Origin of the sequence: Duganella sp. CF402, assembly GCF_900109645.1 — a bacterium.
Classification (GTDB): domain Bacteria; phylum Pseudomonadota; class Gammaproteobacteria; order Burkholderiales; family Burkholderiaceae_D; genus Rugamonas.
The window spans coordinates 2,317,761-2,342,203 of record NZ_FOBG01000001.1; the positions used below are offsets into that span (position 1 = coordinate 2,317,761).

General features: G+C 62.3%; 17 protein-coding genes. 4 read left to right on the forward strand and 13 right to left on the reverse strand.

The window, feature by feature from the left end; genetic code table 11:
- Positions 1–15: 15 nt before the first annotated feature.
- The 8 genes from BMZ70_RS10410 to BMZ70_RS10445 form a co-directional block, all read right to left on the reverse strand.
- Positions 16–1,458 (reverse strand): ATP-binding protein, encoded by a 1,443-nt coding sequence (locus BMZ70_RS10410; protein WP_092273321.1) that lies wholly within the window; start codon positions 1,456–1,458, stop codon positions 16–18.
- Entirely contained in the window at positions 1,451–2,158 is a 708-nt protein-coding gene (locus BMZ70_RS10415) for a response regulator (RefSeq protein ID WP_092273324.1), read from the reverse strand. Before BMZ70_RS10415 ends, BMZ70_RS10410 begins: the two co-directional genes overlap by 8 nt.
- Complete coding sequence (locus BMZ70_RS10420) at positions 2,130–3,380, reverse strand: ABC transporter substrate-binding protein (protein ID WP_229205369.1); 1,251 nt, start codon at positions 3,378–3,380, stop codon at positions 2,130–2,132. The genes BMZ70_RS10415 and BMZ70_RS10420 overlap by 29 nt, the downstream gene beginning before the upstream one ends.
- Before the next feature lie 141 nt (positions 3,381–3,521).
- Positions 3,522–6,125 carry a TonB-dependent receptor gene (locus tag BMZ70_RS10425; protein ID WP_092273329.1) on the reverse strand — a complete coding sequence of 868 codons (2,604 nt, stop codon included), beginning with the start codon at positions 6,123–6,125 and terminating at the stop codon, positions 3,522–3,524.
- 41 nt (positions 6,126–6,166) lie between these two features.
- Positions 6,167–7,303 (reverse strand): ABC transporter ATP-binding protein, encoded by a 1,137-nt coding sequence (locus BMZ70_RS10430; RefSeq protein WP_092273332.1) that lies wholly within the window; start codon positions 7,301–7,303, stop codon positions 6,167–6,169.
- A 14-nt stretch (positions 7,304–7,317) separates the two neighbouring features.
- Positions 7,318–8,136, reverse strand: a complete 819-nt coding sequence (locus tag BMZ70_RS10435; protein WP_092273335.1) for a carbohydrate ABC transporter permease — start codon at positions 8,134–8,136, stop codon at positions 7,318–7,320.
- Complete coding sequence (locus tag BMZ70_RS10440) at positions 8,133–9,047, reverse strand: carbohydrate ABC transporter permease (RefSeq protein WP_092277737.1); 915 nt, start codon at positions 9,045–9,047, stop codon at positions 8,133–8,135. Before BMZ70_RS10440 ends, BMZ70_RS10435 begins: the two co-directional genes overlap by 4 nt.
- A gap of 106 nt (positions 9,048–9,153) precedes the next feature.
- Positions 9,154–10,404 (reverse strand): ABC transporter substrate-binding protein, encoded by a 1,251-nt coding sequence (locus BMZ70_RS10445; protein WP_092273338.1) that lies wholly within the window; start codon positions 10,402–10,404, stop codon positions 9,154–9,156.
- 358 nt (positions 10,405–10,762) lie between these two features.
- Here BMZ70_RS10445 and BMZ70_RS10450 point away from each other — a divergent pair, with 358 nt between their 5' ends.
- Positions 10,763–13,375 carry a TonB-dependent receptor gene (locus BMZ70_RS10450; RefSeq protein ID WP_229205370.1) on the forward strand — a complete coding sequence of 871 codons (2,613 nt, stop codon included), beginning with the start codon at positions 10,763–10,765 and terminating at the stop codon, positions 13,373–13,375.
- 24 nt (positions 13,376–13,399) lie between these two features.
- Here BMZ70_RS10450 and axe2C read toward each other — a convergent pair whose 3' ends face one another.
- Genes axe2C through BMZ70_RS10475 form a run of 5 tightly spaced genes read right to left on the reverse strand, consistent with a single transcriptional unit; the run spans position 13,400 to position 21,075 of the window.
- Entirely contained in the window at positions 13,400–14,410 is a 1,011-nt protein-coding gene (axe2C, locus tag BMZ70_RS10455) for a bifunctional acetylxylan esterase/glucomannan deacetylase AxeC2 (protein WP_092273344.1), read from the reverse strand.
- Between the two features lie 4 nt (positions 14,411–14,414).
- A complete protein-coding gene (locus BMZ70_RS10460) occupies positions 14,415–16,280 on the reverse strand; it encodes a GDSL-type esterase/lipase family protein (protein WP_092273347.1) in 1,866 nt (621 codons plus the stop codon).
- Positions 16,277–17,599: a glycoside hydrolase 5 family protein gene (locus BMZ70_RS10465; protein ID WP_229205371.1), complete on the reverse strand. Its 1,323-nt coding sequence runs from the start codon at positions 17,597–17,599 to the stop codon at positions 16,277–16,279. Before BMZ70_RS10465 ends, BMZ70_RS10460 begins: the two co-directional genes overlap by 4 nt.
- Before the next feature lie 18 nt (positions 17,600–17,617).
- A complete protein-coding gene (locus BMZ70_RS10470; protein WP_092273350.1) occupies positions 17,618–19,816 on the reverse strand; it encodes a beta-glucosidase family protein in 2,199 nt (732 codons plus the stop codon).
- Complete coding sequence (locus tag BMZ70_RS10475) at positions 19,813–21,075, reverse strand: sugar MFS transporter (RefSeq protein ID WP_092273353.1); 1,263 nt, start codon at positions 21,073–21,075, stop codon at positions 19,813–19,815. Before BMZ70_RS10475 ends, BMZ70_RS10470 begins: the two co-directional genes overlap by 4 nt.
- Positions 21,076–21,288: 213 nt before the next feature.
- Here BMZ70_RS10475 and BMZ70_RS10480 point away from each other — a divergent pair, with 213 nt between their 5' ends.
- From BMZ70_RS10480 to BMZ70_RS10490, 3 genes are read left to right on the forward strand one after another with little or no spacing between them, the layout of a single operon-like run.
- Complete coding sequence (locus BMZ70_RS10480; protein WP_092273357.1) at positions 21,289–22,317, forward strand: LacI family DNA-binding transcriptional regulator; 1,029 nt, start codon at positions 21,289–21,291, stop codon at positions 22,315–22,317.
- Between the two features lie 2 nt (positions 22,318–22,319).
- The gene (locus tag BMZ70_RS10485) at positions 22,320–23,531 is read left to right on the forward strand and encodes an AGE family epimerase/isomerase (protein WP_092273360.1); all 1,212 of its coding nucleotides are present in this window, start codon (positions 22,320–22,322) and stop codon (positions 23,529–23,531) included.
- A 1-nt stretch (position 23,532) separates the two neighbouring features.
- Positions 23,533–24,435: a carbohydrate kinase family protein gene (locus tag BMZ70_RS10490; protein WP_092273363.1), complete on the forward strand. Its 903-nt coding sequence runs from the start codon at positions 23,533–23,535 to the stop codon at positions 24,433–24,435.
- Positions 24,436–24,443: the final 8 nt, after the last annotated feature.

Consider the following 24,443-nt stretch of genomic DNA (forward strand, 5'->3'; position numbering starts at 1 on the left):
ATTTCATTGTCTCTCTCATGCCGGAAGCCGAATGGTGGCCTGCAGGCCTCCCTCCGGATGGTTCTCCAATATCAGTTGGCCGCCGTGCGCCTCGATCACGCCGCGCGCGATGCCGAGGCCCAGCCCCATGCCATTATCATTCTGTTCGCGGCCATGCTCAAGCCGGATATAGGGATCGAACAAACTGGCCAGCGCATCCTCCGGCACACCCGGTCCGTGATCGCGCACCGCAATCGCCACCGCGTCCGGTTCCGCGCGCGTGCTGATTTCGGCGCGCTTGCCATAGTACAGCGCATTGTCCAGCAAGTTGCCAATCGCGCGTTTCAGCGCCAGCGGCTTGCCGCGCACCGTCAGGCCGGATTCTTCAAACCCCACCTCGTGCCCGGCCAGCCGCGCGCTGCGCACCATACGTGCCAGCAGCGCATCCAGCTTGATCTCGGCCGGGTTCTCGTGGATGTCGCTGTCCTTCACGCATTGCAGCGCGCCCTTGACCATCATATCCAGTTCGTCGAGGTCTTCTTCGAATTCATTGCGCAGGTCTTCATCGTCCAGCAGTTCGGAGCGCAGCTTGAGGCGCGTGATCGGCGTACGCAAATCGTGCGAGATGGAGACGAACAGCCGTTCGCGGTCTTCAATGTAGCGCTGGATGCGTTCACGCATGGCGCTGAAGGCACGCGCCGTATTGATGAATTCCCGGCTGCCTGTTTCCGGCAGCGGCGGCGCATGCTCGCCCTGCCCGAACGCGCCTGCCGCGTCGGACAGCGCCGCCAGCGGCCGCGTGATCCAGCGCACCACCAATAAGCACAGCAACAGCACCGCCGCCAGCGACAGGCCTTGCAGCGCCAGCCGGTCCCACGCCCACGGATCGTTCCCGCTCAGGAAATACGGATTGGGCATCAGCGCCGCCATGTACAGCCAGTTGCCCGGCTCAAGCTCGGCCTGGATCACCAGTATCGGCGCAGGCTCCGGCTGCACCAGCAGGATGTGCTGGACCCAGGCGTCGGGCAGGTCGCTCAGGTGCGCATCCTCCGACACCGCCAGTTGGTCCGGCCAGGCGAAAGCCAGGCGGGCAGCGGGCAAATGCGGCAGGTCGCTTTTCAGCGTCGCGCCCAGTGTGGCCTTCACGCTTTCCGCCAGCGGGTGCGGTGCGATCTCCTGGACCGGAACGTAGGCGTGATTGAGGTGGGCAAAAAAGCGCGTGCCGCCCATCTCGCGCATCTGCTGGATCACCAGCACGCGATAACTGAGCGGAAGGCTGCGATAAAAGCGGATCGCGGCGGCCGCGCTGTGCGCCACATACTGCGCCGCCGATTGCGCCTCCACCCGCGCCTTGGCGCGCAACTGCGCGGACCAGATGGCGTTGGCCGCCAGCTGCGTCACCAGCAGGCCGGCCACCATCACCAGCGTCAGGCGGCCCAGCAGCGAGGCTGGCCACAGGCTACTTAACCTTTCACGCATGCGAGACGTTGACTTCCGCCGAGAACACGTAACCTGCGCCGCGCACCGTCTTGATCAGCGCCGGCTGCTTGCCGTCGTCGTTGAGGCGCAGCCGCAGGCGGCTGATCTGCACATCCAGCGAACGGTCCAGCGGACCGGCGTCGCGGCCGCGCGTCTCTTCGCACAGCAGGCTGCGGTCCAGGATCACGCCCGGATGTTCGACGAAGTATTTCAGCAGCTGGAAGTCCAGCCCTGTCAGCGCCAGCGGCGCGCCGGCGCTGTCGACCACCTTGCGCTCCTTGAGGTCCAGTGTGAATCCAACGAAGCGGTAGTAGCGCACCGACGGCGTCTCCACCGCCGCGCGCCGCAGGATGGCTTTGATACGGGCCAGCAGTTCGCGCGGGCTGTAAGGCTTGGCGATGTAGTCGTCCGCGCCCAGTTCCAGCCCGACGATGCGGTCGGTTTCGTCCGAGCTGGCGGTGAGCATGATGATCGGCACATTGGAGCGCTGGCGCACCTGCTTGCACAGCGCGAAGCCGTCGGTATCCGGCAGCATCACGTCCAGTATCACCATCGACAGCTGGTCGGCGTGCGTGTGCAGCTCGGCCAGGAAGCTTTCGCCGTCATGCGACAGCACCACCTCGTATTGGTTCTTCTCAAGATAAGTCTTGAGCAGCACGCGGGTCTTTTGGTCATCGTCTACGATCAGTATCTTGCGCACCGAATGCTCCTTGGCTTCTGAGGTTAAACAGCCGGAATAACACGCCGAGGCGACGCTGCGCCTCGGCCGGTGTAGTCCGGTCGTCCAGAAAATAACGATGTATCTCGGCGATGATGGCGTCGCGGCTGGCCTCATCGGTGGCCATGCGGTGCACCAGGCTGGGCGCCTGCACCGCCGCGCCTTGCGCAAAGGTGGTCCACGAAGCGCGCGCGCAGCTATCCATGCGCGCTGGATCTGCGTCGCGCCGCACCGGCACCGAGCCTTTGAGGAAGTTGTACTCCACCTGCACCGGCGGCGACACCAGCAGGCGCGCCATCTTTTCCTGCGCCGGCATATGGCGATATTCGCCGGCAAACATGGTGAAGGTGTCCACGCTGTAGAGATGGTATTTAGAGGTACCGGGCGCCGCGCCGCAGGCGAAGTCCTCGTCCAGCACCATGCCCATGTCGCGCAGCTCGGGTTTGGCCCAGTCGCCCATGATCATCATTGCGGCTTCGCGCCGGGCAAACTGGCGCGCCACATCCGGCCACGAACGCTCGTCGAGCGCACCATTGCTCCATCCCTTGACGGTGCGCAGGCGCTGCAGCGCTTGCGCCGTGCGCTTGTCGGCTGCGGCGGCCGGATCGCGCCTGACGAACAGCTGGCGATAAAATTCCGGCCCGCTTTCGGCCAGCACCAGGTTTTCAAACAGCGCAGCCACTTGCCACGCCTCGCTGCTCTGCGCCAGCGGTGCAATGCCTGCCGCCTTCAGCTTTTGCGCGGCCGCTTCGAAATCGGCCCAGCTTTGCGGCGGCGCGATCTTCAGCTGCGCCAGCAAGGCGCGGTTGTAAAACAAAGTATTGACGCGATGGATGCCGACCGGCGCCGCCACCACATGCTTGCGGTGCGTGATCAGTGTTTGGATGGTCGGGAACAGCGCGCCGTTCCAGTTGCCGCTGGCGGCGACGTTGTCGATTTCGAGCAGCAGCCCGAGGTCGGCCCACTCGGCGATCGACACGCCGATCATCTGCGCCACTTCCGGCGCATCGCCGGCCAGCACGCGGCTCTTCAGCACCTTGCCGGCGCCGAGGCCGGCGCCGCCGGGAATGGCGGCGTCCTTCCATTCGATGCCCTCTTCCGCCGCGCGCGCCGCCAGCGCATTGGCGGCTTTGCGTTCGGTCGGCGACGTCCACCAGTGCAGGACTTGCAGGGTCGCCGCCGCCTGCGCACTTTGCGCAAGCAAGCAGGCCGCCAACAGGCCGCAGATGGAACGAACTCGTAACCGGATCACTCGGCATCCCAAATGGAAATAATGACACGATTGTAATGGAAAAAAGCCCGACGCCATACAGGCAATCGGGCTTGGGAGGCTATGAAATCGCTATCAGAACTTGGCTTTCAGGCCGAGGCTATAGCGCGCGCCATTTTCATACACGCCGACCGGCAAACCGTCGGTGGTATTGGTGCGGATGACTTCATTCCCGATGTTCACCGCCGTCAGGTACAGCGAGATTTTCGGCGTGACGTCCCAGCTGGCCGACGCATCCCACTGGCCGTAGGCGCTGGTCACATCCTGGCCGCCTTCATCCAGCGCGCCATACGACTTGGAGCGGTAGTTGTACGACAGCCGCGCGCTGTAGCCGTTCTTCTCCCAGAAGCCGGTGATATTGGCCTGGTTGCGCGAATTGCCGATCACATTCAGCTTGCGGCCGGCCGCGTTGGCGCCGGTCTTGGCATCGGTGAAGGTGTAGTTGACGATGGCGCCGAAGCCGCTGCTGAACGCCTGCTGCCATTGCAGTTCCAGCCCGTTGACCGTGGCGCCATTGTTGGCGTTGTACGGACGGGTGACGGAGCGCGTGACACCGGCCACGTTCTCGCTGGCGGTCTGGGTATAGATGAAGGTATCGAGTTTTTTGGCGAACACCGTGGCTGACAGCAGCGAGGCATCAGCGTAATACCACTCGGCGCCGATTTCACCCTGATTGGCGTGGAATGGCTTGAGCAGTGGATTACCTGCGGTGGCGGCGTTGGTAGTACCACTTACCTCGGTGCTGGCGCTCAAATCGCTGTAGGTGTTACGCGCCATCACGCGTGCTATCGCGCCGCGCACCAGCAAGTCCTTGCTGACGTTGTAGACCACGTTCAGGTTGGGCAGCACGTCGGTGTAGCTGCGTTTGACGTCGCCCAGCACGTAGTTGCCCTTACCGCTCAGGTCTTGATACGCCTCGGAGGTCTGGTCGGTCTTGACCACGCGGGCGCCGAAGTCGCCGCGCCACTGGCCGGTGGCGAAGTCGGCGCGCAGATAGGTGGCGTAGATTTTTTCCTTGATCTTGTAGTATTCACCCTTGGCTTCGGCGTAGGTCATGGCCTTGTCGTACATTGGGAAACCCTTGGAGTACGCTAGTCCATCATCCACCCATGCATACTGCGTCAGCGAGCCGGCGGTGGCCGCCTCCTGGCTCAGCTTCGGCGAGGCGCCGGTCGACAGATCGGCCAGCGAGTACGAGATCCAGCCAGGGCTGCCCGGACCTGCGGTGCCGATGATGCGGCGGTTCTGCACCGTGGTGTCGCGGAATTTGGCGCCGACCTTGATCGATTTGAAGAAGTCACCGTTCAGGTCCAGCGTCAGGTCGCCCTGTGCGTAGTTCTCCTTGGTCTCCATGCGGCGGATCCAGTCACGCGCGCTTTGCAGCGTGAGCTTGGACGCGTCGAGCGGGCTGATATCGAGGTATTTGACCTCGTAGGTATCCGGTGCGATGTTGAAGCTGGTGCGGGTATTCCCGACGAACCAGAAGTTGCGGTCATGGTCGCTGCCGCCCGAGCCCTTGGTGGTGCCGGCCTGGCCGTGGAACTTCCAGTTGTCCGCATCGTAGGTGCCTTCCAGATCCAGCACTTCCGACTTCACATAGGACTGGCGGAAGATAGGCTCGAACGATACGCCGCCGGTCGGGCCGACGGTGCCGCCGACCAGCGCCTTGGTGCCGTCCGAGGTGGTGATGAACTTCGGATTGGTGACCTGGATATTGCCCTTGGCATCCGCCAGCCCACCAGCTTCCCACAGGTAGTTCTGGTTGCTGTTGTCCATGCTCATATCGGAGTTCATGTAGTTCAGCGAGATATCGGTGTTGGCGTTCGGGCGCGCCTGCAAGGTCAGGTTGCCGGTGGTGCGTTCGCGGTCCTGGCGGAAGATGGCCGAGCCGCCGCCCCACGACGCGTAGGCGCCCGGCGTTACCGCGCCGTTCTGGTCGACGATGTTGTACTTGGTCGAATCGGTGAAGTTTTCCAGGCCGTCGCGGCGCATGGTGCGTTTCTGTTTGCTGATCGCCAGCAGCGCGCCGAAGGTTTTCTGGTCGTTGGTCCAGCTGATCAGGCCAGACAGCTGCGGATCGGTTTTCTTCGGCAGCTCGCTGTAGGTCGCCTCCACCGAAGCCTGCGCCACGAAGGATTTCAACTGGAATGGCTTGCGGGTCTTCACGTTGACCAAGCCGCCGATCGAACCTTCATCCAGATCGGCCGATGGGCTCTTGTAGACGTCGATGCTGCCCACCAGTTCCGAAGCGAGGATGTCGTAGTTGAAGCCACGGCTTTGCGAGTCGTTCTTCCACCAGTAGCCAGAGGCCACGGCCTGGCCGTTCAGCTGCGTGAGGTTGAGGTTCTTGTCGGTGCCGCGCACGAAAATGTCGCGGCCCTCGCCCCAGGTGCGGTCAACTGAAATGCCTGGCACGCGCTGCAGCGAGTCGGCCACGTTCTTGTCTGGGAACTTGCCCACTTCTTCGGCGGTGACTGTGTCGATCACATTACCCGCATCGCGCTTCTCGGCGAGGTTGCGCTTGAGGCGTTCGCGGATGCCGCGCACTTCCACGGTATTGGCGTCCGCTGCCGGTGCGGCATCGCTGGTTTGAGCGTAGGCATGCGGGCCGAATGCTCCGCCCAGCGCCAGCGCAATCACGTGAGGTAGTATTTTTTTCTTCAGTACCGGCTTGTTCATCCAACTCTCCCTGTTTTTAAATTTAAAGGACTCGTGGCGTGTCAGGCGCTGCGCAGGCTGCGCGACGCCGACACCATATTGCCGGGCCGTAGGCGCCGCCGCGCCAGGCCCGTTTCATCAAACACGTGGAAAGCAGTACTCTCGGCCGAGAAGGTGATGGACTGTCCCGGCGCGACATGGCGTTCGCCATCCCCGCGTATTACTACGTCTTCCCTGCCTTCATGGCTGACGTAGATGTAATTGGCTTCGCCCAGGTGTTCGACCACACTGACCTCGCCGCTGAAAACTTCCGAACCGCTGCGCGATTCGCTGATGTGTTCCGCCCGCAGGCCGAGCGTGACCTTGTCGCCGGCCTGCATACCGCTGCCGTCGACCGCTGCGCGCACCGTCTCGCCGCTGTCCAGCAGCACCGAGACGCCACCGGCATGCGCATCGATTACGCTGCCAGCCATGAAATTCATTTTCGGCGAGCCGATAAAACCCGCTACGAACAGGTTGCACGGCTGCTGGTACAAGTCCAGCGGCGAACCGGCCTGCTGGATATGCCCCTCGTGCATGACCACGATCTTGTCGCCCAGCGTCATCGCCTCCACCTGGTCGTGGGTGACGTAGACGATAGTGGCGTCCAGCTGGCGGTGCAGCTTGGCGATTTCCAGCCGCGTTTGCACGCGCAGCGCCGCGTCAAGATTGGACAGCGGCTCATCGAACAGGAACAGCTGCGGTTCGCGCACGATGGCGCGGCCGATGGCCACGCGCTGCCGCTGACCGCCGGACAGCTCGCGCGGCAGCCGCTCCAGCAAGTGATCGATCTTCAGGATGGTGGCGGCTTCGCCGATGCGCTGCTTGATCGCGGCCTTGTCCTTGCCCGCCACCTTGAGGCCGAACGCCATGTTCTGGTACACCGTCATGTGCGGATACAGCGCGTAGCTCTGGAACACCATCGCAATACCGCGTTCCGCCGGCGGCAGCTGATTGACTGTGCGCTCGCCGATCTGCATCACGCCATCGGTAATGCTCTCCAGACCGCATAGCATGCGCAGCAGCGTCGACTTGCCGCAGCCCGACGGCCCGACCAGCACCACGAATTCGCCATGCGCGATGTCCAGGTCGATGCCGGCCAGGACGTCGTTCTTGCCGTCATACGATTTGCGCAGCTGTTTTAAACTTACACTTGCCATTGCGAGACTTCTCCTTATTTCACAGCGCCTGCCGTCAGGCCGCGTATCAGTTGGCGCGAGAACAGCGCATACAGGACCAGCATCGGAATCACCGCCAGCGACAACGCGGCCAGCACCGAATTCCAGTCCGTGACGTACTGCCCGATAAACTGCTGCACGCCCAGCGTGACAGTCTTGGTGCGGTCAGACGGCGCGAGGATCAGCGGGAACCACAGATCGTTCCACGCCGGGATCATGGTGAACACCGCCACCGTCGCAATCGCCGGCCGTATCAGCGGCAGCACCACCTGGAAGAAGATGCGCACTTCGCCGACACCATCGCAGCGCGCGGCGTCCTTCAATTCCGCCGGTACCTGCCGCATGAATTCGGACAGGATCATCACCGCCAGCGGCAGTCCCTGCGCCGTGTACACCAGCACCAGCGCCGTCAGCGTGTTGACCAGATCCAGCTTGACCATCAATTCCAGTATCGACACCGTGCCAAGCCGGATCGGGATCATGATGCCGAAGGCGAGGAACAGCATCAGCACGCGATTCCCCTTGAAGCTGTACTCCGACAGCGCCCACGCGGCCATTGCGCCGAACAGCAGGATGCAGAACAACGCCGCCAGCGTCACCACCAGGCTATTGCCGAAGTAAAGCAGGAAGTTGGTGCTGGCGAGGACCTTCTGGAAACCGACAAAGGTCAGCGATTCCATCGTCGGCAGTGCCAGCGGATCGTCAAAAATCGCCTCGCGGGTCTTGACCGAATTAATCAGGATCAGCGCGATCGGGAACAGCGCCAGCACCGTGTACGCCATCAGGGAGGCGTGTACCATCAAGCGGTTCTTCATAGCGCGAACCTCGTCAGGCGGCGCTGCACGCCAATAAAGTAAACTCCCACGCCGGCCAGAATCACCAGGAACATCAAGGTCGCCACCGCCGACCCGAGGTAGGCGTTGCCAACCTGCGCCTGATAGCCGAAGAAGGTCCGGTAGAACAAGGTGCCCAGAATATCGGTCGAATAATTTGGTCCCGCCAGCGCGCCCTTGATCGAATAGATCAGATCAAACGCATTAAAGTTGGCCACAAAGGTGAGTATCGTCACAAGGCCCAGAGTCGGATAAATCAGCGGCAGCTTGATCTGCCAGAAGATGCGCATGGCGCTGGCGCCTTCCACGTGCGCCGCTTCGACGATTTCGTCCGGCACCGCCAGCAGCGCTGCGTAGATCAGCATCATCGGCATGCCGATGTACTGCCACACCGAGACCATCGAAATCGCCGCCAGTGCGCTCTCTTCCTCGCCCAGCCACGGCGCAAAGAAATCAGCCAGGCCGGCAAAACCCATCAGCTTTTCGCCTACGCCCCACAGCGGCGACAGGATCAACTGCCAGATAAAGCCGATGATCACTACCGACAGCAGCGTCGGCAAAAAGATCAGCGTACGGTAGGTGCGTGCGCCGCGCAGCCCTTTCAGGCTGAATAAAGTCGCCAGCAGCAGACCAATCGGATTTTGCAGCAGCATATGCAGGCAAAAGAACTTGGCGTTGTTGAGCATCGCATTCCAGAAACCGGCCGACCAGTCAGGGTCCAGCAGCACCGTGCGGAAGTTATCGAGGCCGGCGAAGGCCGCATGGCCGCTGTCGTCGGCGCTGAAAAAGCCCTGCCCCAGCGTCTGCACCAGCGGCAGCGCGCTAAACACGCCGTAGACCAGCAACGCCGGCGCCAGGAAAAGCAGCAACTGCCAAGGCCGCACCGTATTCACTTCTTGCTTCAAAACTGCCTCCGGAAAACTGAAAAAAAGCCAGCACCGCGCCCGGCGCTGGCAAACTGGATCACACAAAAATCGAAGGGAGGGACTTAGTGTGACGCTACTTTTGCTGTGGTTTGTACCACTTGGCAAAACCGTTTTGCAGCCGTGCCGCCGCATCCTTCGGCGCCAGCTTGCCGTTCAAGACCTGCGAGTTGATATTCCAAAGTTCACTCTCCATGCTGGGCTGCCCGCGATTGAGCACTTGCGCGTTGAAGCGGATGGTGGAGGCGCAACTGTTGCGCCACTCCGCCATCTGCTTGGCCACCGGATCACGCACTGAAATCAGGTGATGCGAGAGCGAGAAGAAGCCCGTCACCCGGTTGGTGTAGATGTCCGCAAACTCCTGCGATCCCACCCAGGCCAGGAACTTGAAAGCGTCGTCCTTGTTGCGGGATTTCTTGTTAATGCCGATGCCGATGTCCATGTGATCCGAAATGAAGCAGGCATCGCCCGCCTTGCGTACCGGCGGCGCAAACGCGCCCAGCTCCAGCCCCGGCGTCTGGCTGAAGTAGGAGATATCCCAGGAGCCGGTCGGATAGATAGCGGCGCGGCCCAGCGAGAACTGGTTCTGGCTGTCGCCGTAGGTTTGCGCACTGGCGCCGCGACCGAGGTAAGTACCCATGCGCTGCTCGAATTGCAGGGCCTCGACAAACGGCGCGTCGGTCAACTTGGCCTTGCCGGCAATGAGCGCCTTGCGCCCTTCCTCGCCGCGCCAGAAATTGGGGCCGATATTGGTATAAACCATTTGGCTCGATTCCCACTGGTCGGCGGTGCCTAGCGCGAGCGGCGTCACGCCGGCCTTCTTCAGCGTTTCGAGCAAGGTGAAAAACTCGTCCACTGTTTTAGGCGGCTGTACATTGAGCTTCTTGAAGATCTTCTTGTTGTACAAAAAACCGTGGATCACCGACGCCACCGGCATGCAGAAAGTGTCCTTGCCGTCGTCGGTTTGCCAGGCGACGGTGGCCGTCGGCGCGAAGTTCTGCATACCCGCCTTGCCGTCCAGCTTTTCGAGATGGCCTTTTTTGTACAGCGACAGCGACACATCGAACGGACGGCAGGCGATCAAATCGCCGGCGGTGCCGCCGGCCAGTCGCGCGGCCAGGCTGGAGTCGTACTCGGTCGGCGCGGTCGGTGCGAACTTGACGTCGACGCCCGGATGGTTTTTTTCGAACGCCGGGATCAGCACTTTTTCCCACAGCGTCTTGTCGTCCACGCGCCAGCTTTCGATCACCAGCGTACCGGCGCGAGCGGCTGTTGCGGAGCACAGGGCGAGCATCAAAGCATGTCGGAGCAAGCGGCGGAGCGGCATTCGTTAGTCCCTTTCATCACAGCGATGGGACCATCTTAGCTTGCCTTTTACGTAACAGCACCCACGCCACCGCGACAGCTAAGTCATTGAATTTATTGGAATCGCCTTCTGCCGCGATTACATTTCCTAACGCCGCCGGGTGCAGCCGCGCCGCGCGCTGCAACGCTACGCAAGAAAAGCTTACAAAACTTAACAAAAAGGTTGGCGGGAGCGTTGTAAAGCAGCGAGTTTAGTAAAGACGAAGAAACTGAGCGTCGTTTTATGGATTCGTTTGACCCTTCAAACATGGCCGGGAAATACTGAATTAGCAATAAAACCATAAGGAGACGAAACGATGTATTCCACAAAACGGACTCTCATGAGTCTTGCAGTAACCAGCGCATGTGCCCTGATCAGCATGGCCTCCCACGCCGAAGATGACGTCGCGGCACAGGACCAGATCCCGGAAGTCAAGGTCACTGCGACCCGCTATTCCACTTCGCTGCTGAAAACCCCGCTGGCGGTAACGGCGCTGAGCCAGGACCAGCTGACCCGCAAAGGCGCCACCAGCCTGCGCGACTTGAGCGGCGAGATGCCCAACGTGGTGATCGAAAATACCGGCCTCGATTCGGCGGTGCAGATCACCATACGCGGCATCACTTCGACCAATTTCACCGAGACCGGCGACCCGGCGGTCGGCTTCCACGTGGACGGCATGTACTCGCCACGTCCACAAGGCGCGCAGGCGCTGATGTTCGACCTTGAACAGGTCGAAGTGCTGCGCGGCCCGCAAGGCACGCTGTTCGGCCGTAACTCCACCGGCGGCAGCGTCAACGTGATTCCCGCGAAGCCCGATTGGACCGGCAACTACGGCAAGGCCGATCTGGACCTCGGCAACTACGACAAGAAGCAAATCAACCTGGTGCAAAACGTGACGGTCAACGACGCGCTGGCACTGCGCGCCACCTTCATGAAAGTGAAGCGCGACGGCTACGCACACCAGACGCGCGACGTCAGCGAAGCCAATGCGCCGGCGCTGGGCTGGATCCCTAACGGCAAGCCGGACGTGGACCAGCGCTTCAACCGCTATATCGGCGCCAGTGAGTACTACACCAACCAGAACGAATGGGCAGGCCGCCTTGGCGCCCTGCTGAAGATCAACCGCGACGTCACCGCCAAGGCGTCGTATGAAGAGTTCCAGGACTCCAGCGCCGGCGGCGCGGCCTTCCGCGATTGCGAGGCCGGCGCGGGCACGCGCTACGCTTGCACCGATCAGGGCAAGTGGGATATCAATGTCAACGTGCCGGGTCACATCGACATGAAGATCCGCACGCTGCGCACCGGCGTGAACTGGAACATCAACGATCACACCAATTTCGACTACACCTTCCAGGTTGCCGACCAGCGCCGAAATGAAATCACCGACGACGACAAGGGCCTGCAGAACGCCGCGCCGTTCCAGATCAACGGCGCATATCCAAACACCGCCGACGGTAACTGGGGCACGTGGCCGCTGACCGATTCCTTCCACCGCACGCTCGATTCGCGCTACCTGTCGACCGTGCATGAGGCGCAGCTCAAGCAGCAGCTGGGTAGCCTGAAGTACGTGGCGGGCCTGTTCTGGATGCATGAGCGGAACAACATCGACTACGAAATCACCAATACCATCCAGAAGCCGTACGGCGATGTGGGCAGCGTGCTGTATCACCAGCCGAACCGGCAGGTCGATGCGAAGGCCGCCTTCGCGCAGGCCGACTGGCAGTTCATGCCGACATGGACCGCCACCGCCGGCGCGCGCTACAGCGTCGATAGCAAGGAGGACAAAGGCGGCGAAGTGTATGGCGCCAACTGGATCGGCAACGCAGCCTACTACAACGGCTGGTACTCGCAAGGGACACCGGGCACGCCGGGCTTCCACGTCCATGACGGCACCGACCTCGCGCCCGGCATGGGCGGCAGCGTGGCGGCGTATCACCTGTATGGTTCGCCAACCTCGAATGACCACAAGCAGACGTGGAACAAGGTCACGTGGCGCCTTGGCCTGCAAAAGCAGATCGACAATAACAAGATGGTGTACGGCTCCATCTCCACCGGCTACAAGGCCGGCGGCTTCGCCGACAAGACCGACAGCTGCAACTATCACAAGTGCGCGGACGGCAAGCCGGGCGTGGTCACCTTCCTGCCTTACGATCCGGAGACGGTCACCAACTATGAGCTGGGTTTCAAGGGCAAGTTCCTCGACAATACCCTGAGTCTTTCGGCCACCGCCTTCTTCATGAAGTACAAGGGCATGCAGCTGACAGGCACCTACTTCGTCAACCAGATCATCCCGGACAACGGCCTGCCCTGCCCGGCCGACCAGCCGAAGTGCGATGTGTATGAAACCTGGCGCACCATCAACGTCGGCAAGGTGAATATCCCGGGCCTCGAGCTGGAGTGGGACTGGAAGCCGTGGCGCGGCGGCCGCGTCGGCGGCGGCTTCGCCTACATCAACACCAGTGTGCACGACTTCAATTCCTACAGCGACGACTACCAGTGCGACGTGCGCACGGAGCTGGGCCTGCCGGCCTGCCCTGCGGTGTACAACGGTACTGACAAGACGCTGCTGGGCCGCCGCCTCGCCAACATCGAAGGCAACCATTTGCCGAATACGCCGAAGTACCAGTTCAACCTCAACTTCTCGCAGGAATTCGGGCTGGAAAACGGCTACAAGCTGATTCCCTACGTGAAGGTGAACTGGCGCGACAAGGCTTACTTCGATTTGCTGAATTCGGACTTCGCGCACATCGGCCGTTACCAGAAGGCCTATGCGATGGCCGATGCGTCGGTACGGTTTGAAGCGCCAGAAGACAAATGGCACGCGGAGCTGTATGTGCGCAACCTGACGGACGAACATGCGAAGACCAGCACCGATTCGGCCTTCGGCGGCTTTATGCGGGCCTACTACGTGGAGCCGCGCATGTTCGGCCTGCGCGTAGGCGCCAACTTCTAAGCCTTGCTCTTCACCTGCTGCCGCTTACCAGTGCATGATGGCGCGCACTTGCGGCAGCAGGTCGTTGACGATGCTGAGGTTTTGCTCCTTGGTGGGATGGCCGTCGATATCATCGCCGGGATAGCCGGTGGAGGCGATAGCGTGCACGCGCAGGTCGCCAACGCGGCGCACAGTGTCGGCGATGTAGCCACGCAGCGCTGCCTGTTTTTCATCGCGCAGAATGCCGCCTTCGGTCAACATGATCTGCGCTTGCGGATGATCTTGCAGCAGCGTGCGGACCAGCTTAACGTAGGCTTGCACATACTGCTCGCGCTCAGGTATGCCAGTGGTCATGTCGTTGGTGCCGATGGCAACCAGGATGGCGTCGGGACGGTAGTCGCGCTGGTTCCACGGCACGGCGACAGGCTGGGTGGGCAGCGCCATGCCGTAGTAGTCGGCCAGGTTCATGTCGTCGGTCTTGCCTTCCCAGGTGCGGATCAGGCCACGGCCGCCGTAGCATACCAGTTGCACTTGCGCGTTAAGCCGCTGCGCCATCAGCATGCCGTAGCTGGCGCGCGGATTGGCCCATGCGGCGCCGGCCTTCTCACCAGCCACGCGGTCCAGCGATGCGCCGCAGGTGACGGAATCGCCCAGCAACAGCAGCTTGCGCGAGGGCAGCGCGGGTGCGGCGCGCCATGTGCCGTCGGTGTCGAAGCCAAGCAGCGCGGCGCTGCCTTGCCAGGTTTCGGAGCGGTTGACGATTTCCACCGAGTGCTGGCCGGCCGGCAGCCCGTCGGCTAGCGACAGTGTCTGGCGGCCCGCGCTCAGGCGGATCCTGCGTTCGGCGCCGTCCACAATCACGTCCAGATAACTCTGGTCGCCGCTGGCCTGTGCGACGGCGCCGAGGCGCGTGCCTTCGAAGTTCAGGAAGAAGCTGACACCGGGATAGCTAAATCGCACGCCGCCATCCGCCGCCACCTCCGTCCGCCCCATGCGGGCAACGTAGGGATCGGCGGCGGTAATCGAGGCTGCAAGAACGACGGCGGCGAACAGCATGTTTTTACTCCATCAGCTTGCGGATATCCGGCAGCATGGCGTCGGACCAGATTTGATATCCCTTGGCGGTCGGATGGAGGAAGTCGCCCATTACTTCGGCCGACATCTCGCCGTTCGCCTGCAGGAAGCGGTTGCCGTAGTCGTGGAAAATCACCTGCTTGCCATCGCCCAGCGAGGCGACCAGGCGATTGATCTCGACCACTTGCAGGCGCGTCGGGCTGTTGGCGAACTGACCGTAAGGCAGCAACGCGTTAAGCAGGATGCGGCTATCCGGGTACAGCTTACGCAACTGCGCCACCACCGCCTTCACCCCGTCGAATGCTTGCTGCGGCGTGGCGTTGCAGAAGCCGAGGTTATTCACACCCACCGTCAGCACCACCAGCTTGGGATGGAGCTTTTCCGCGTGGCCGTTCTGCAAGCGCCACAACACATTGCCGGTATGGTCGCCGCCGATGCCGAAGTTGGCCGTACGCCAGCTGCCGAACGAACGCTCCCAGACCTCGCGGTTCCAGCCCTCCGTAATCGAATCGCCGACAAACAGCAAATCCACATTGCCCTTGTCGGCCACCGCCACGTCTTCCGCAAACATTTGCTGCCAGCGCTCGCGCGACATCCAGTGATAACTGAGCTTGCGCGGCGCCGGCGTAGTGCTGCATGCGGCGCCGTCCACCGGCTGCGGCTTGAGGCGCAACAGCAGCGCGCTGTGCGGCGCCACCTTGGTTTCCAGCTTCTTGCTGGTGTCGCCCATCTTGCCGCCCCAGATGTCACGCCAGTCGTAGACCGTCTGCTTGAAGTCCGCCTCGTGCTTGCTCAGGTCATCGCTCAGCTGATGCTTCTTCCAGTCGTAGCTGATATTGGCCGCCTGCTCGCCGCGATTGAGCACCATTACCGCCCACTCATTGTTCGCCAGCGGCTTGGCCCAGTATTCAAGCTGGCCCGCGTCCATGAACTTCCATGCCTGGATGCCTGCCTTGTCCTGGTTGATCGCGATCACGTCCTTGTTGGACAGGATACGGCGCGTGGATTCCGGCATGCTGCGCAAGTCGTTGCCGAGAATGAGCGGCGACGCCATCATGGCCCAAATCGCAAAGTGCGCGCGGTCCTCGTCCTCGGTCATGCCCATGCCGACTTCCAGCATGTCCATGTCGTTCCAGTGGCCCGGCCCTGCGTACTTGCGCAAGCCCGCCTGCTTGTCGAGGATCCGCATCACGCCATAGCGGGAGAAACTACTGTGACTAAGCTCGCAATCCCAGCAAGGATAGATATCGCCGGTAGTCCGCCACGAATGGCTCACGTCCGCCGCCCACTCCCACGGCTTGTTATCGCCCCACTCGCACATGCTGAACAACATTGGCCGGCCGGCACTGCGGATGGCGTCGCGCATGGTCGTGTAGGCACCGACCGGACTTAGGCCTTTGCTGTCACACCAGTCATACTTGACGTAGTCCACGCCCCAGGCGGCGTATGTGATCGCATCCTGATACTCATGCCCACGGCTGCCTGGATGGCCGCCGCAAGTGGTGGCGCCGACGTCCGAATAGATGCCCAGCTTGAGACCTCTGCTATGCACATAATCGGCCAGCGCCTTCATACCGGATGGGAAGCGCTTCGCGTCGGGATGGATCACACCATCCTTGTCACGCTTGCCGTGCCAGCAATCGTCGATGTTGACATACTCGTAGCCGGCGTCCTTGAGCCCCTGCTTCACCATCGCATCCGCCGTGTCGCGAATCAGCTGTTCGTTGATATCGCAGGCGAAGGAGTTCCAGCTGTTCCAGCCCATTTGCGGGGTGGCAGCCAGGCCGTCGAACTTCTGCGCTTGCACGTTAAAGCTGGCGACCAGCGCCAGCAAGGTCAGGACGCGCTTCATCGCTTGATCGCGTGCAGGCGGTCGGCGTACTCCTTGATCAGCAACAGCGAGCTGACGTCGGAATCGAATACGGAGTACAGGCCCTGCTCTTCCTGCGGAGGATCACCGACGAAGTCGTTACCCGGCTTCCACCAGTAATCCGCATTGGCCGCGCGGCCGGCGCCGCCCCATGCCCAGAAATTGAAGCCGGCAATCGGATCGCCTTTCGCCGCGCGGGTGGCAACCACGTCGAACACTTCGCGATAGAAGCGGTCGCGGATCTTGGTGGTGGCCTTGATGCTGAACGACGGGCCATCGCGGTCGAGGCCAAATTCTTCCAGCACGATAGGCTTGCCCAGTTTCTTGGCCAGCTCGATGTGCGAATTCAGGTAGTCGCGGCTCTTGCCGATGGCGTTATCCCAAGTGCCGCTTGGGTTGTTGGAGTCGAACCAGCCCCAGTTTTTCGGCCACAGGTGATAGGTCAAGTAGTTGATGTTCTTGGTGCGGTGCGCGTCCAGATACAGCTGCGCGTCCTGCGCCGAACCGGCCAGGCCTTCGCTGCCGCTGCTGACCAAGTGGTTTTTGTCGAGGCTATGGATGTAGCCGGCCACGTCGTCCACCCACTTCACGTAGACGGCCTTTTCTTCCGGCGTCGACTTGCTGTTGCCTGGACGCGGCTCGTTGGCCAGCTGCCACGACAGGATATGGGTGTCTTCAGTGTATGGCTTGCCGGTGATGGTGTTGACGCGCTTGACGATCTTGGCGATGACGTTGCGGTACTCGGCCTGCGCGGCGGCGTTGCGGTAGAAGCCTGCGGTCTTCTGCATATAGGTTTCATAGTCCTTGGTCACATTCGGGTCCAGCGCCGGCGTGCCTTCGAACCAGTTCAGGTACTGCGTCATGCCGCCCGACCATTGCCAGAAGTTGTTCAGGTAGAGCACCACGGTCATGTCGCGCTTGGCCACTTCCGCCATCAGGAAGTCCAGGCCGGCCAGCAGGTTTTCGTCGTACTGGCCCGGCGCGGCGGTGGTGGCCGGGCTGACGGCGCTTTTCATCTCGGTCTTCTCGGACACTGCGAGTACGCGCAGGTTGTTGATGCCGATGGCCTTCATGTTGTCCAGTTCTTTCAGCAGGCGGGCGCGCTCGCCCACGCCGCTGGCCGCACCGAGGTAGCCGCCGTACCAGAAGTTGGCGCCGACGATGTAGTAGGCCTGTCCCTTGCGGGCGAAGTGGGTGTTCTTGACGGTGACGAAGTCGCTGCCGCTTGCCGGTGCTGCTTCAACCATGCCGGCCATGCCGAGCATCAGCGCCGCAGCGCAAAATTTATACAGTTGTTTCAAGTCTCGCTCCTTGGTTTTTTATTTGCCTGCCACGTTCAGCGTGCGCTGAGGCAGTTGAATGGTAATGCTGGCGGCCTTCGCATCTGCCGCGTCTTGTGCCAGCAGGACTTTGTAGCCGCCCTTGGCGATGCGCCAGGTCTTGCTGCGGCTGTCGTACACGCCCAGCAGGCGCGGGTCGACACTCACACTGACTTCCTTGCTTTCGCCCGGCGCCAGTTCAAGCTTGTCCCAGCCGGCCAGGCGTTTCGGCGCTTCCCACTTGGCGTTCAGCGGCGCGACGTACAGCTGCGGCACGTCCTTGCCTTTCACCGCGCCGGTGTTGGTGACCTTGAAGCTCACCGACAGCTTGCCATCTTTCTGGCTGGCCGCGAGGCCAGAATACGCGAACTGCGTGTACGACAAGCCGTGGCCGAACGGGAACAGCGGCTTCAGGCCTTTCAGGTCGAACCACTTGTAGCCGACCGCCGCGCCTTCGTGATAGTTGACGGTAAAGCGCACCGCTTCGTTCTTGGGATCGCCATCCAGTTTAGGACGCGGCAGCTGGCTTTCCGATGCCGGGAAGGTCGCCGGCAAGTGCCCCGATGGATTCACTTCGCCGAACAGCACGCGCGCAATCGCCTCGCCGCCGGCGGTGCCCGGATACCAAGCCTGCACAATGCCGGCTGCCTGGTCGACCCACGGCATCAGCACCGGGCCGGAAGTTTCCAGCACCACCACGGTTTTCGGATTGGCCTTGGCCACGCTGGCGATCAGCGCATCCTGATTGTCCGGCAGCGACAGCGATACAGCGTCCAGCGCCTCGCCCACCCACTGTTGGGCGAACACCAGCACCACATCCGCATCGGCGGCGGCGCGCGCTGCTGCTGCAGGATCCTTGCCATCGTTGTAGGTCACGGAAGCGCCGGGCGCGCGCGCCTGTATCGCTTTCAGTGGCGAAGATGGGTGGTAAACCACGGGGCCCGGCCACACGGTCGGCTCGATGCCCGGCACGGCGTTGCCGCCGATCGGGTACACCAGCGACGAACCGCCACCCGCCAATACACCGACATCGGCATGCGCACCGATGATGACGATCTTCTTCGCGCCGGCTTTCAGCGGCAGCACATTACCCGCGTTCTTCAGCAGTACCATGCCCTCTTCCGCGTCGGCGCGGCTGACCAGGTTGTGTGCGTTGAAATCGATTGCACCGCCTTCCGCAACAGGGTTGTCGACCACGCCCTTGGCGAACATCGAACGCAGCACGCGGAACACCATGTTATCGAGACGCGCTTGCGGCACGTGGCCGTTGGTCACCGCTTCTTCCAACGCGCCGCCGAAGTACTGCGACTTGTCGAACTCCCAGCCCGACTGCTGGTCCAGGCCGGCGTTGGCCGATTCCACCGTGCTGTGGGTCGCGCCCCAGTCGGTCATCACGTAACCTTTATAGCCCCAGTCCTTCTTCAGCACCTGATTGAGCAGATAGTCGCTCTCGCAGGCATACACGCCGTTCAGGCGGTTGTAGGAACACATGACCGAACCGGGATCGGCCTGCTCCATCAGCAGCTGGAAGGCCAGCAGGTCGGACATGCGGTTGCTGGCGTCGTCGAGACGCGCGTCGAGCACGAAGCGGCCGGTCTCCTGATCGTTGACGGCGTAGTGCTTCATGGTGGCGATGATCTTGTTCGACTCAATGCCTTTCACCTGCTGCGCCACCATCGTACCGGCCAGCAGCGGATCCTCGCCCGCGTATTCGAAGTTACGGCCGTTGCGCGGTTCGCGCAGCAGGTTGACGCCGCCCGCCAGCATGACGTTGAAGCCGGAAGCGCGCGCCTCGGCGCCGATCATGGCGCCGCCCTGGTAGGCCAGCTCGCGGTTCCACGTGGCGGTGGTGGCAAGGCCAGACGGCAGCGAGGTGCGTTCGCGCGGCGTCTTGGTCGCCTGCGTGGCGACGCCCAGGCCTGCATCCGTTTCGAACAGCGCCGGCAGGCCAAGACGCGGCACGCCTTCGATGTAGCCGGCCGAGGAAGGCAGCGCCGCCGGGTGCTTCTTGGTCTTGTTCGCGAAGTCGGAGCCGAAGTGGCCCAGCACGTACTTGAGTTTCTCCTGCTGCGTCATCGCTTTCAGCGCGAGTTCGGCACGCTGGTCGGCGCTCAACGATTTGTCCATCCACGGTTCCGCAGCTTGCGCCGACATCGCAGCCAATGCGAGTGTGATTGCCATCGCCAGTTTCAACTTCATACAGTCTCCTTGTTGTTATACATGCCGGCGTATTTAACGCCGAAGTACAGAATAAAGATATAGCAGGCGGCGGGCACGAAGAACGACCATTGCAGGCCGATGGTGTCCGCCAGCAGGCCTTGCGCGAACGGCACCAGCGCGCCGCCGACAATCGCCATGCACAGAATGCCCGAGCCCTGGCCGGTCTGCTTGCCCAGCTTGTGCAGCGCCATGCTGAAGATGGTCGGGAACATGATGGAATTGAACAGCCCCACCGCGATGATGGACCACATGGCCAGCTGGCCGCTGCCGAAGATCGCCACCAAAATCAGGAGGATGGAGGCGGCCGAGTTGAACGCCAGCGCTTTGCCGGGACTAACGTAGCGCATCACGCCGAAGCCGATGAAGCGGCCGGTCATGGCGCCGCCCCAGTAGTAGCTGACGTAGTGCGCGGCCGCGCCGGCCGGCAGGCCGGCCACGTTGGCGTCGCCGAGGAAGTTAATCAGGAAGCTGCCGATGCTGACTTCACCGCCCACGTACAGGAAGATGCCGATAGCGCCCAGCAGCAGGTGGCGATGCGCCAGCACGCCGGTTTCGACGCTGGTGGCGACTTCGTCATCGGCGGCGTGGCTGATCTTCGGCAGGCGCACCACGGCGAACAGCATGGCCAGCGCCAGCAGCGCGGCGGCCAGCGCCAGATACGGCCCCTGCACCGCCGCAGCTTCCTCGGCCTTGGTACGCACCAGATTAGTCACACCTTCCGACAGGATCAACATCCCGCCCAGCGCCGGGGCGATGGTGGTGCCGAGCGAGTTGAAAGCCTGCGTCAGCGTCAGGCGGCTGGACGCGGTAGCCGGCGCACCGAGCACCGTCACGTAAGGATTGGCCGCCACCTGCAGGATGGTGATGCCGCTGGCCAGTACGAAGAACGCCAGCAGGAACAAGGCGTAGCCGCTGACCGAGGCCGGAAAGAACAACGCGCAACCGGCTGCGGCCAGCACCAGTCCACTGACCGCGCCGCGCTGGTAGCCGATCTTCTTGATCAGCATCCCGGCCGGCAGCGACACGATGAAGTAGGCGCCGAAGAAGCAGAACTGCACCAGCATGGCCTGCACGTAGTTCAGCGTGTAGATCGATTTCAGGTGGGGAATCAGCACGTCGTTTAGTGAGGTCAGCAAGCCCCACATGAAGAACAGCAGCGTGATGATGACCAGCGGGATGGTGTTTCCGCTTTCCGTATGGCCGTGCGGGCGCACGGCTGCGGATGCAACGTGTTCCATGAACTGTCTCCGTTTTTGTAATGTTGAAAAGATTCTGCATAGTTGCCGCAGGCCGGTCAAACAACATACGAAATTTGGTCGCAGTTTAGCCCCATTCACTAAACGCAGCGCGTTTAGTAAATTGCGCTAAACTCAAAGGCCAAGTCGACAAGCTGTTTGACCGTCAATAGACGCCTATGCAAGACTTCAATCACACGAGGAGACACAAGAAAAATGGCCACCAACGTAACGATCAGGGATATCGCCCGCGTTGCAGGCGTGTCGGCGGGGACGATTTCACGTGCATTGAAAAATGAACCCGGCCTGACCGAAGCCACGCGACAAATGGTACTGGAGACGGCGCGCGGCCTGGGTTACGACTTTTGCAAGCTGCGCCCGAAACGCCTGCGCCGCCTGACTTTCCTGCTGCACCGCCAGCACAACACCGCGTCCAGCAGCCCGTTCTACTCGCCGGTGCTGCACGGCGCGGAGGAAGCCTGCCGCAAGCAAGGCATTGTGCTGTCCTTCATGGCGGTCGGGCCGGCCGATGGCCTGATCGACCAGATTCGCATGCACGCGCCGGACGGCATTGTCTGCGCCGGTTTCTTCGAGCCGGAAACGCTGAGCGCCCTGCGCTCGACCGGCAAGCAGTTGGTGCTGATCGATATGAAGCTGCGCGGCTATAGCTCGGTCAATCCGGACAATATGATGGGCGGCTACCTCGCCACCCGGCACCTGATCGACACCGGCCGCACGCGCGTTGGCTTCATCTCCGGCCCGCTGGCGCACTACTCGATCCGCGAACGCGCGCGCGGCTACCGGCAAGCGCTGTTCGAGGAAGGCATCCTGGCCGATCCACGGCTGGAAGCGCACCTGCCGGATGGCGTCGACCTCGAAACCGGTGCATGGGAAGCGATGGAGCAGTTGCTGGACCTGCCGCATCCGCCGGACGCGGTGTTCTGCTACAACGACAGCGCCGCGCTGGTGGCCATGCGCTGCTGTATCGCGCGCGGCCTGAAGGTGCCGCACGATATCGCCATCGTCGGTTTCGACGATATTTCGACCGCCGTGCTGGGGCATCGTCCCCTGACCACGCTGCGCATCGATAAAAAGACTTTGGGTGCGTTGGGCGTGGAACTGCTGCTCAACGGCCCGCATGAGGAGCCGGTCGAGAAAGTCTCGCCGGTGGAATTAATCGTACGCGCCAGCACTGTCATGGACGGCTGGCGGCCCAAGAACCTGGTAACTTTCAAACGGACCTGAAGATGGCCCCTGATTTCCGATCCCGCACCACCCTGCTGAACCACATTCGCCACACCAAGCAATTCTATGATGCGCGCTGCACCGACCCTAGCGGCGGCCTGTATCACTTCTACAAAGACGACGGCACGGTCTACGATGCGCACACGCGCCATCTGGTCAGCAGCACACGCTTCGTCTTTAACTATGCGATGGCGTGGCGTCAGTTCGGTGATGAAGCAGATCGGCAGCGCCTGCGCCACGCGCTGGCCTTCCTGCGCGACGCGCACCGCAATCCGGCCACCGGCGGCTACGCATGGCAGCTGGAATGGAACAAGGGCGAAGGCCGCGTCACCGACGGCACCAACCACTGCTACGGCCTGGCCTTCGTGCTGCTGGCCTACAGCCACGCGCTGATGGCCGGCGAAACGCAAGCCGCGCCGTGGATCGCCGAAACCTTTGAACTGATGGAGCAGCGCTTCTGGGACGCCAGGTACGGCCTGTACGCCGACGAAGCCAGCGCCGACTGGTCGCACCTCGACGGCTATCGCGGCCAGAACGCCAACATGCACGCCTGCGAAGCGCTGATCGCCGCGTTTGAAGCGACCAAGGACCGCGCCTACCTGCTGCGCGCCGAAACGCTGGCGCACAACATCGCGGTACGCCAGGCTGCGCTGGCCGACAACATGGTGTGGGAACACTATCACGCCGATTGGACCGTGGACACCGAATACAACCGCCACGACAAGAGCAATATCTTCCGTCCGTGGGGCTACCAGCCGGGCCACCTGACCGAGTGGGCCAAACTGTTGCTGCTGCTGGAGCGCCACGGCGCCCATCTCGCCAACAAACCGGACTGGCTGGCGCCGCGCGCGGTGGAGCTGTTCGATGCGGCGCTGGCCAAGGCATGGGACCACCAGCACGGCGGCATCTACTACGGCTTCGCGCCGGACGGCAGCATCTGCGACGATCTCAAATATTTCTGGGTGCAGGCAGAAAGCCTGGCCACCGCAGCCCTGCTGGCGGCGCGCACCGGCGAGGCGCGCTACTGGACCTGGTACGACAAGATCTGGGCTTACAGCTGGGAGCATTTCGTCGACCACCAGCACGGCGCGTGGTATCGCATCCTTGGCGCGGACAACAGCAAGCTGACCGACGAGAAAAGCCCGGCCGGCAAGGTGGACTATCACACGATGGGCGCCTGCTACGAAGTGCTGAACGTTTTGACGAAGGATTGAAATGACCTTCCCTACTTTCGTCGCGGCGGGCGAAGCGCTGACCGATATGGTGGTGCAGGACGCGGCACAGCAGAACTGGGCCAGCCTCACCGGCGGTTCGACGTGGAATGTGGCGCGCACGATGGCCAGGCTGGATGTGCCGACCGCCTTTGCGGGCGCCATCAGCAAGGATGTTTTCGGCGACGCGCTGTGGCAGGCCAGCGAGGCGGCGCGGCTTGACATGCGCTTCCTGCAGCGCTACGACCGCGCGCCGCTGCTGGCCATCGTGCACCGCACCGATCCACCGGCCTACTTCTTCATCGGCGACGACAGCGCCGACCTGCACTTCGACGCGGCGCAGCTGCCGGAAGGCTGGCGCGCGCACTGCAAGTGGGTGCACTTCGGCGGCATCAGTCTGGCACGTGAACCGCTGGCGGGCAAGCTGGTGGCGCTGGCCGAGCAGCTCAAGCGCGACGGCATCCGCATCAGCTACGACCCGAACTACCGCCTGCTGATGGATGAGCGTTACGACGCCACGCTGCGCCGCATGACCGAACTGGCGGATGTGGTGAAGGTATCGGAAGAGGATCTGGAAGGCCTGTTCCGCACCCAGGATATCGGCGGCGCATTCGCCACGCTGCGCAGCTGGAATCCGGCGGCGACTTATTTGTACACCAAGGGCGGCGACGGCGCCGAGCTGCATCTCGGCGCTCACTCCTGGTCACTGCCGGCGCCGCGCATCACCGTGGTGGACACGGTGGGCGCCGGCGACGCCAGCATCGCGGCACTGGCGTGGAGCATGATGCATCGCAGCGAGGCCACACCGCCGCAGCACCTGCAGTTCGCCGTGGCGGCCGGCGCGGCAGCCTGCCTGGGAGCGGGCGCGTCGCCGCCATCGCTGAAACAGATTGAAAACTTGTTATAAATAAAACC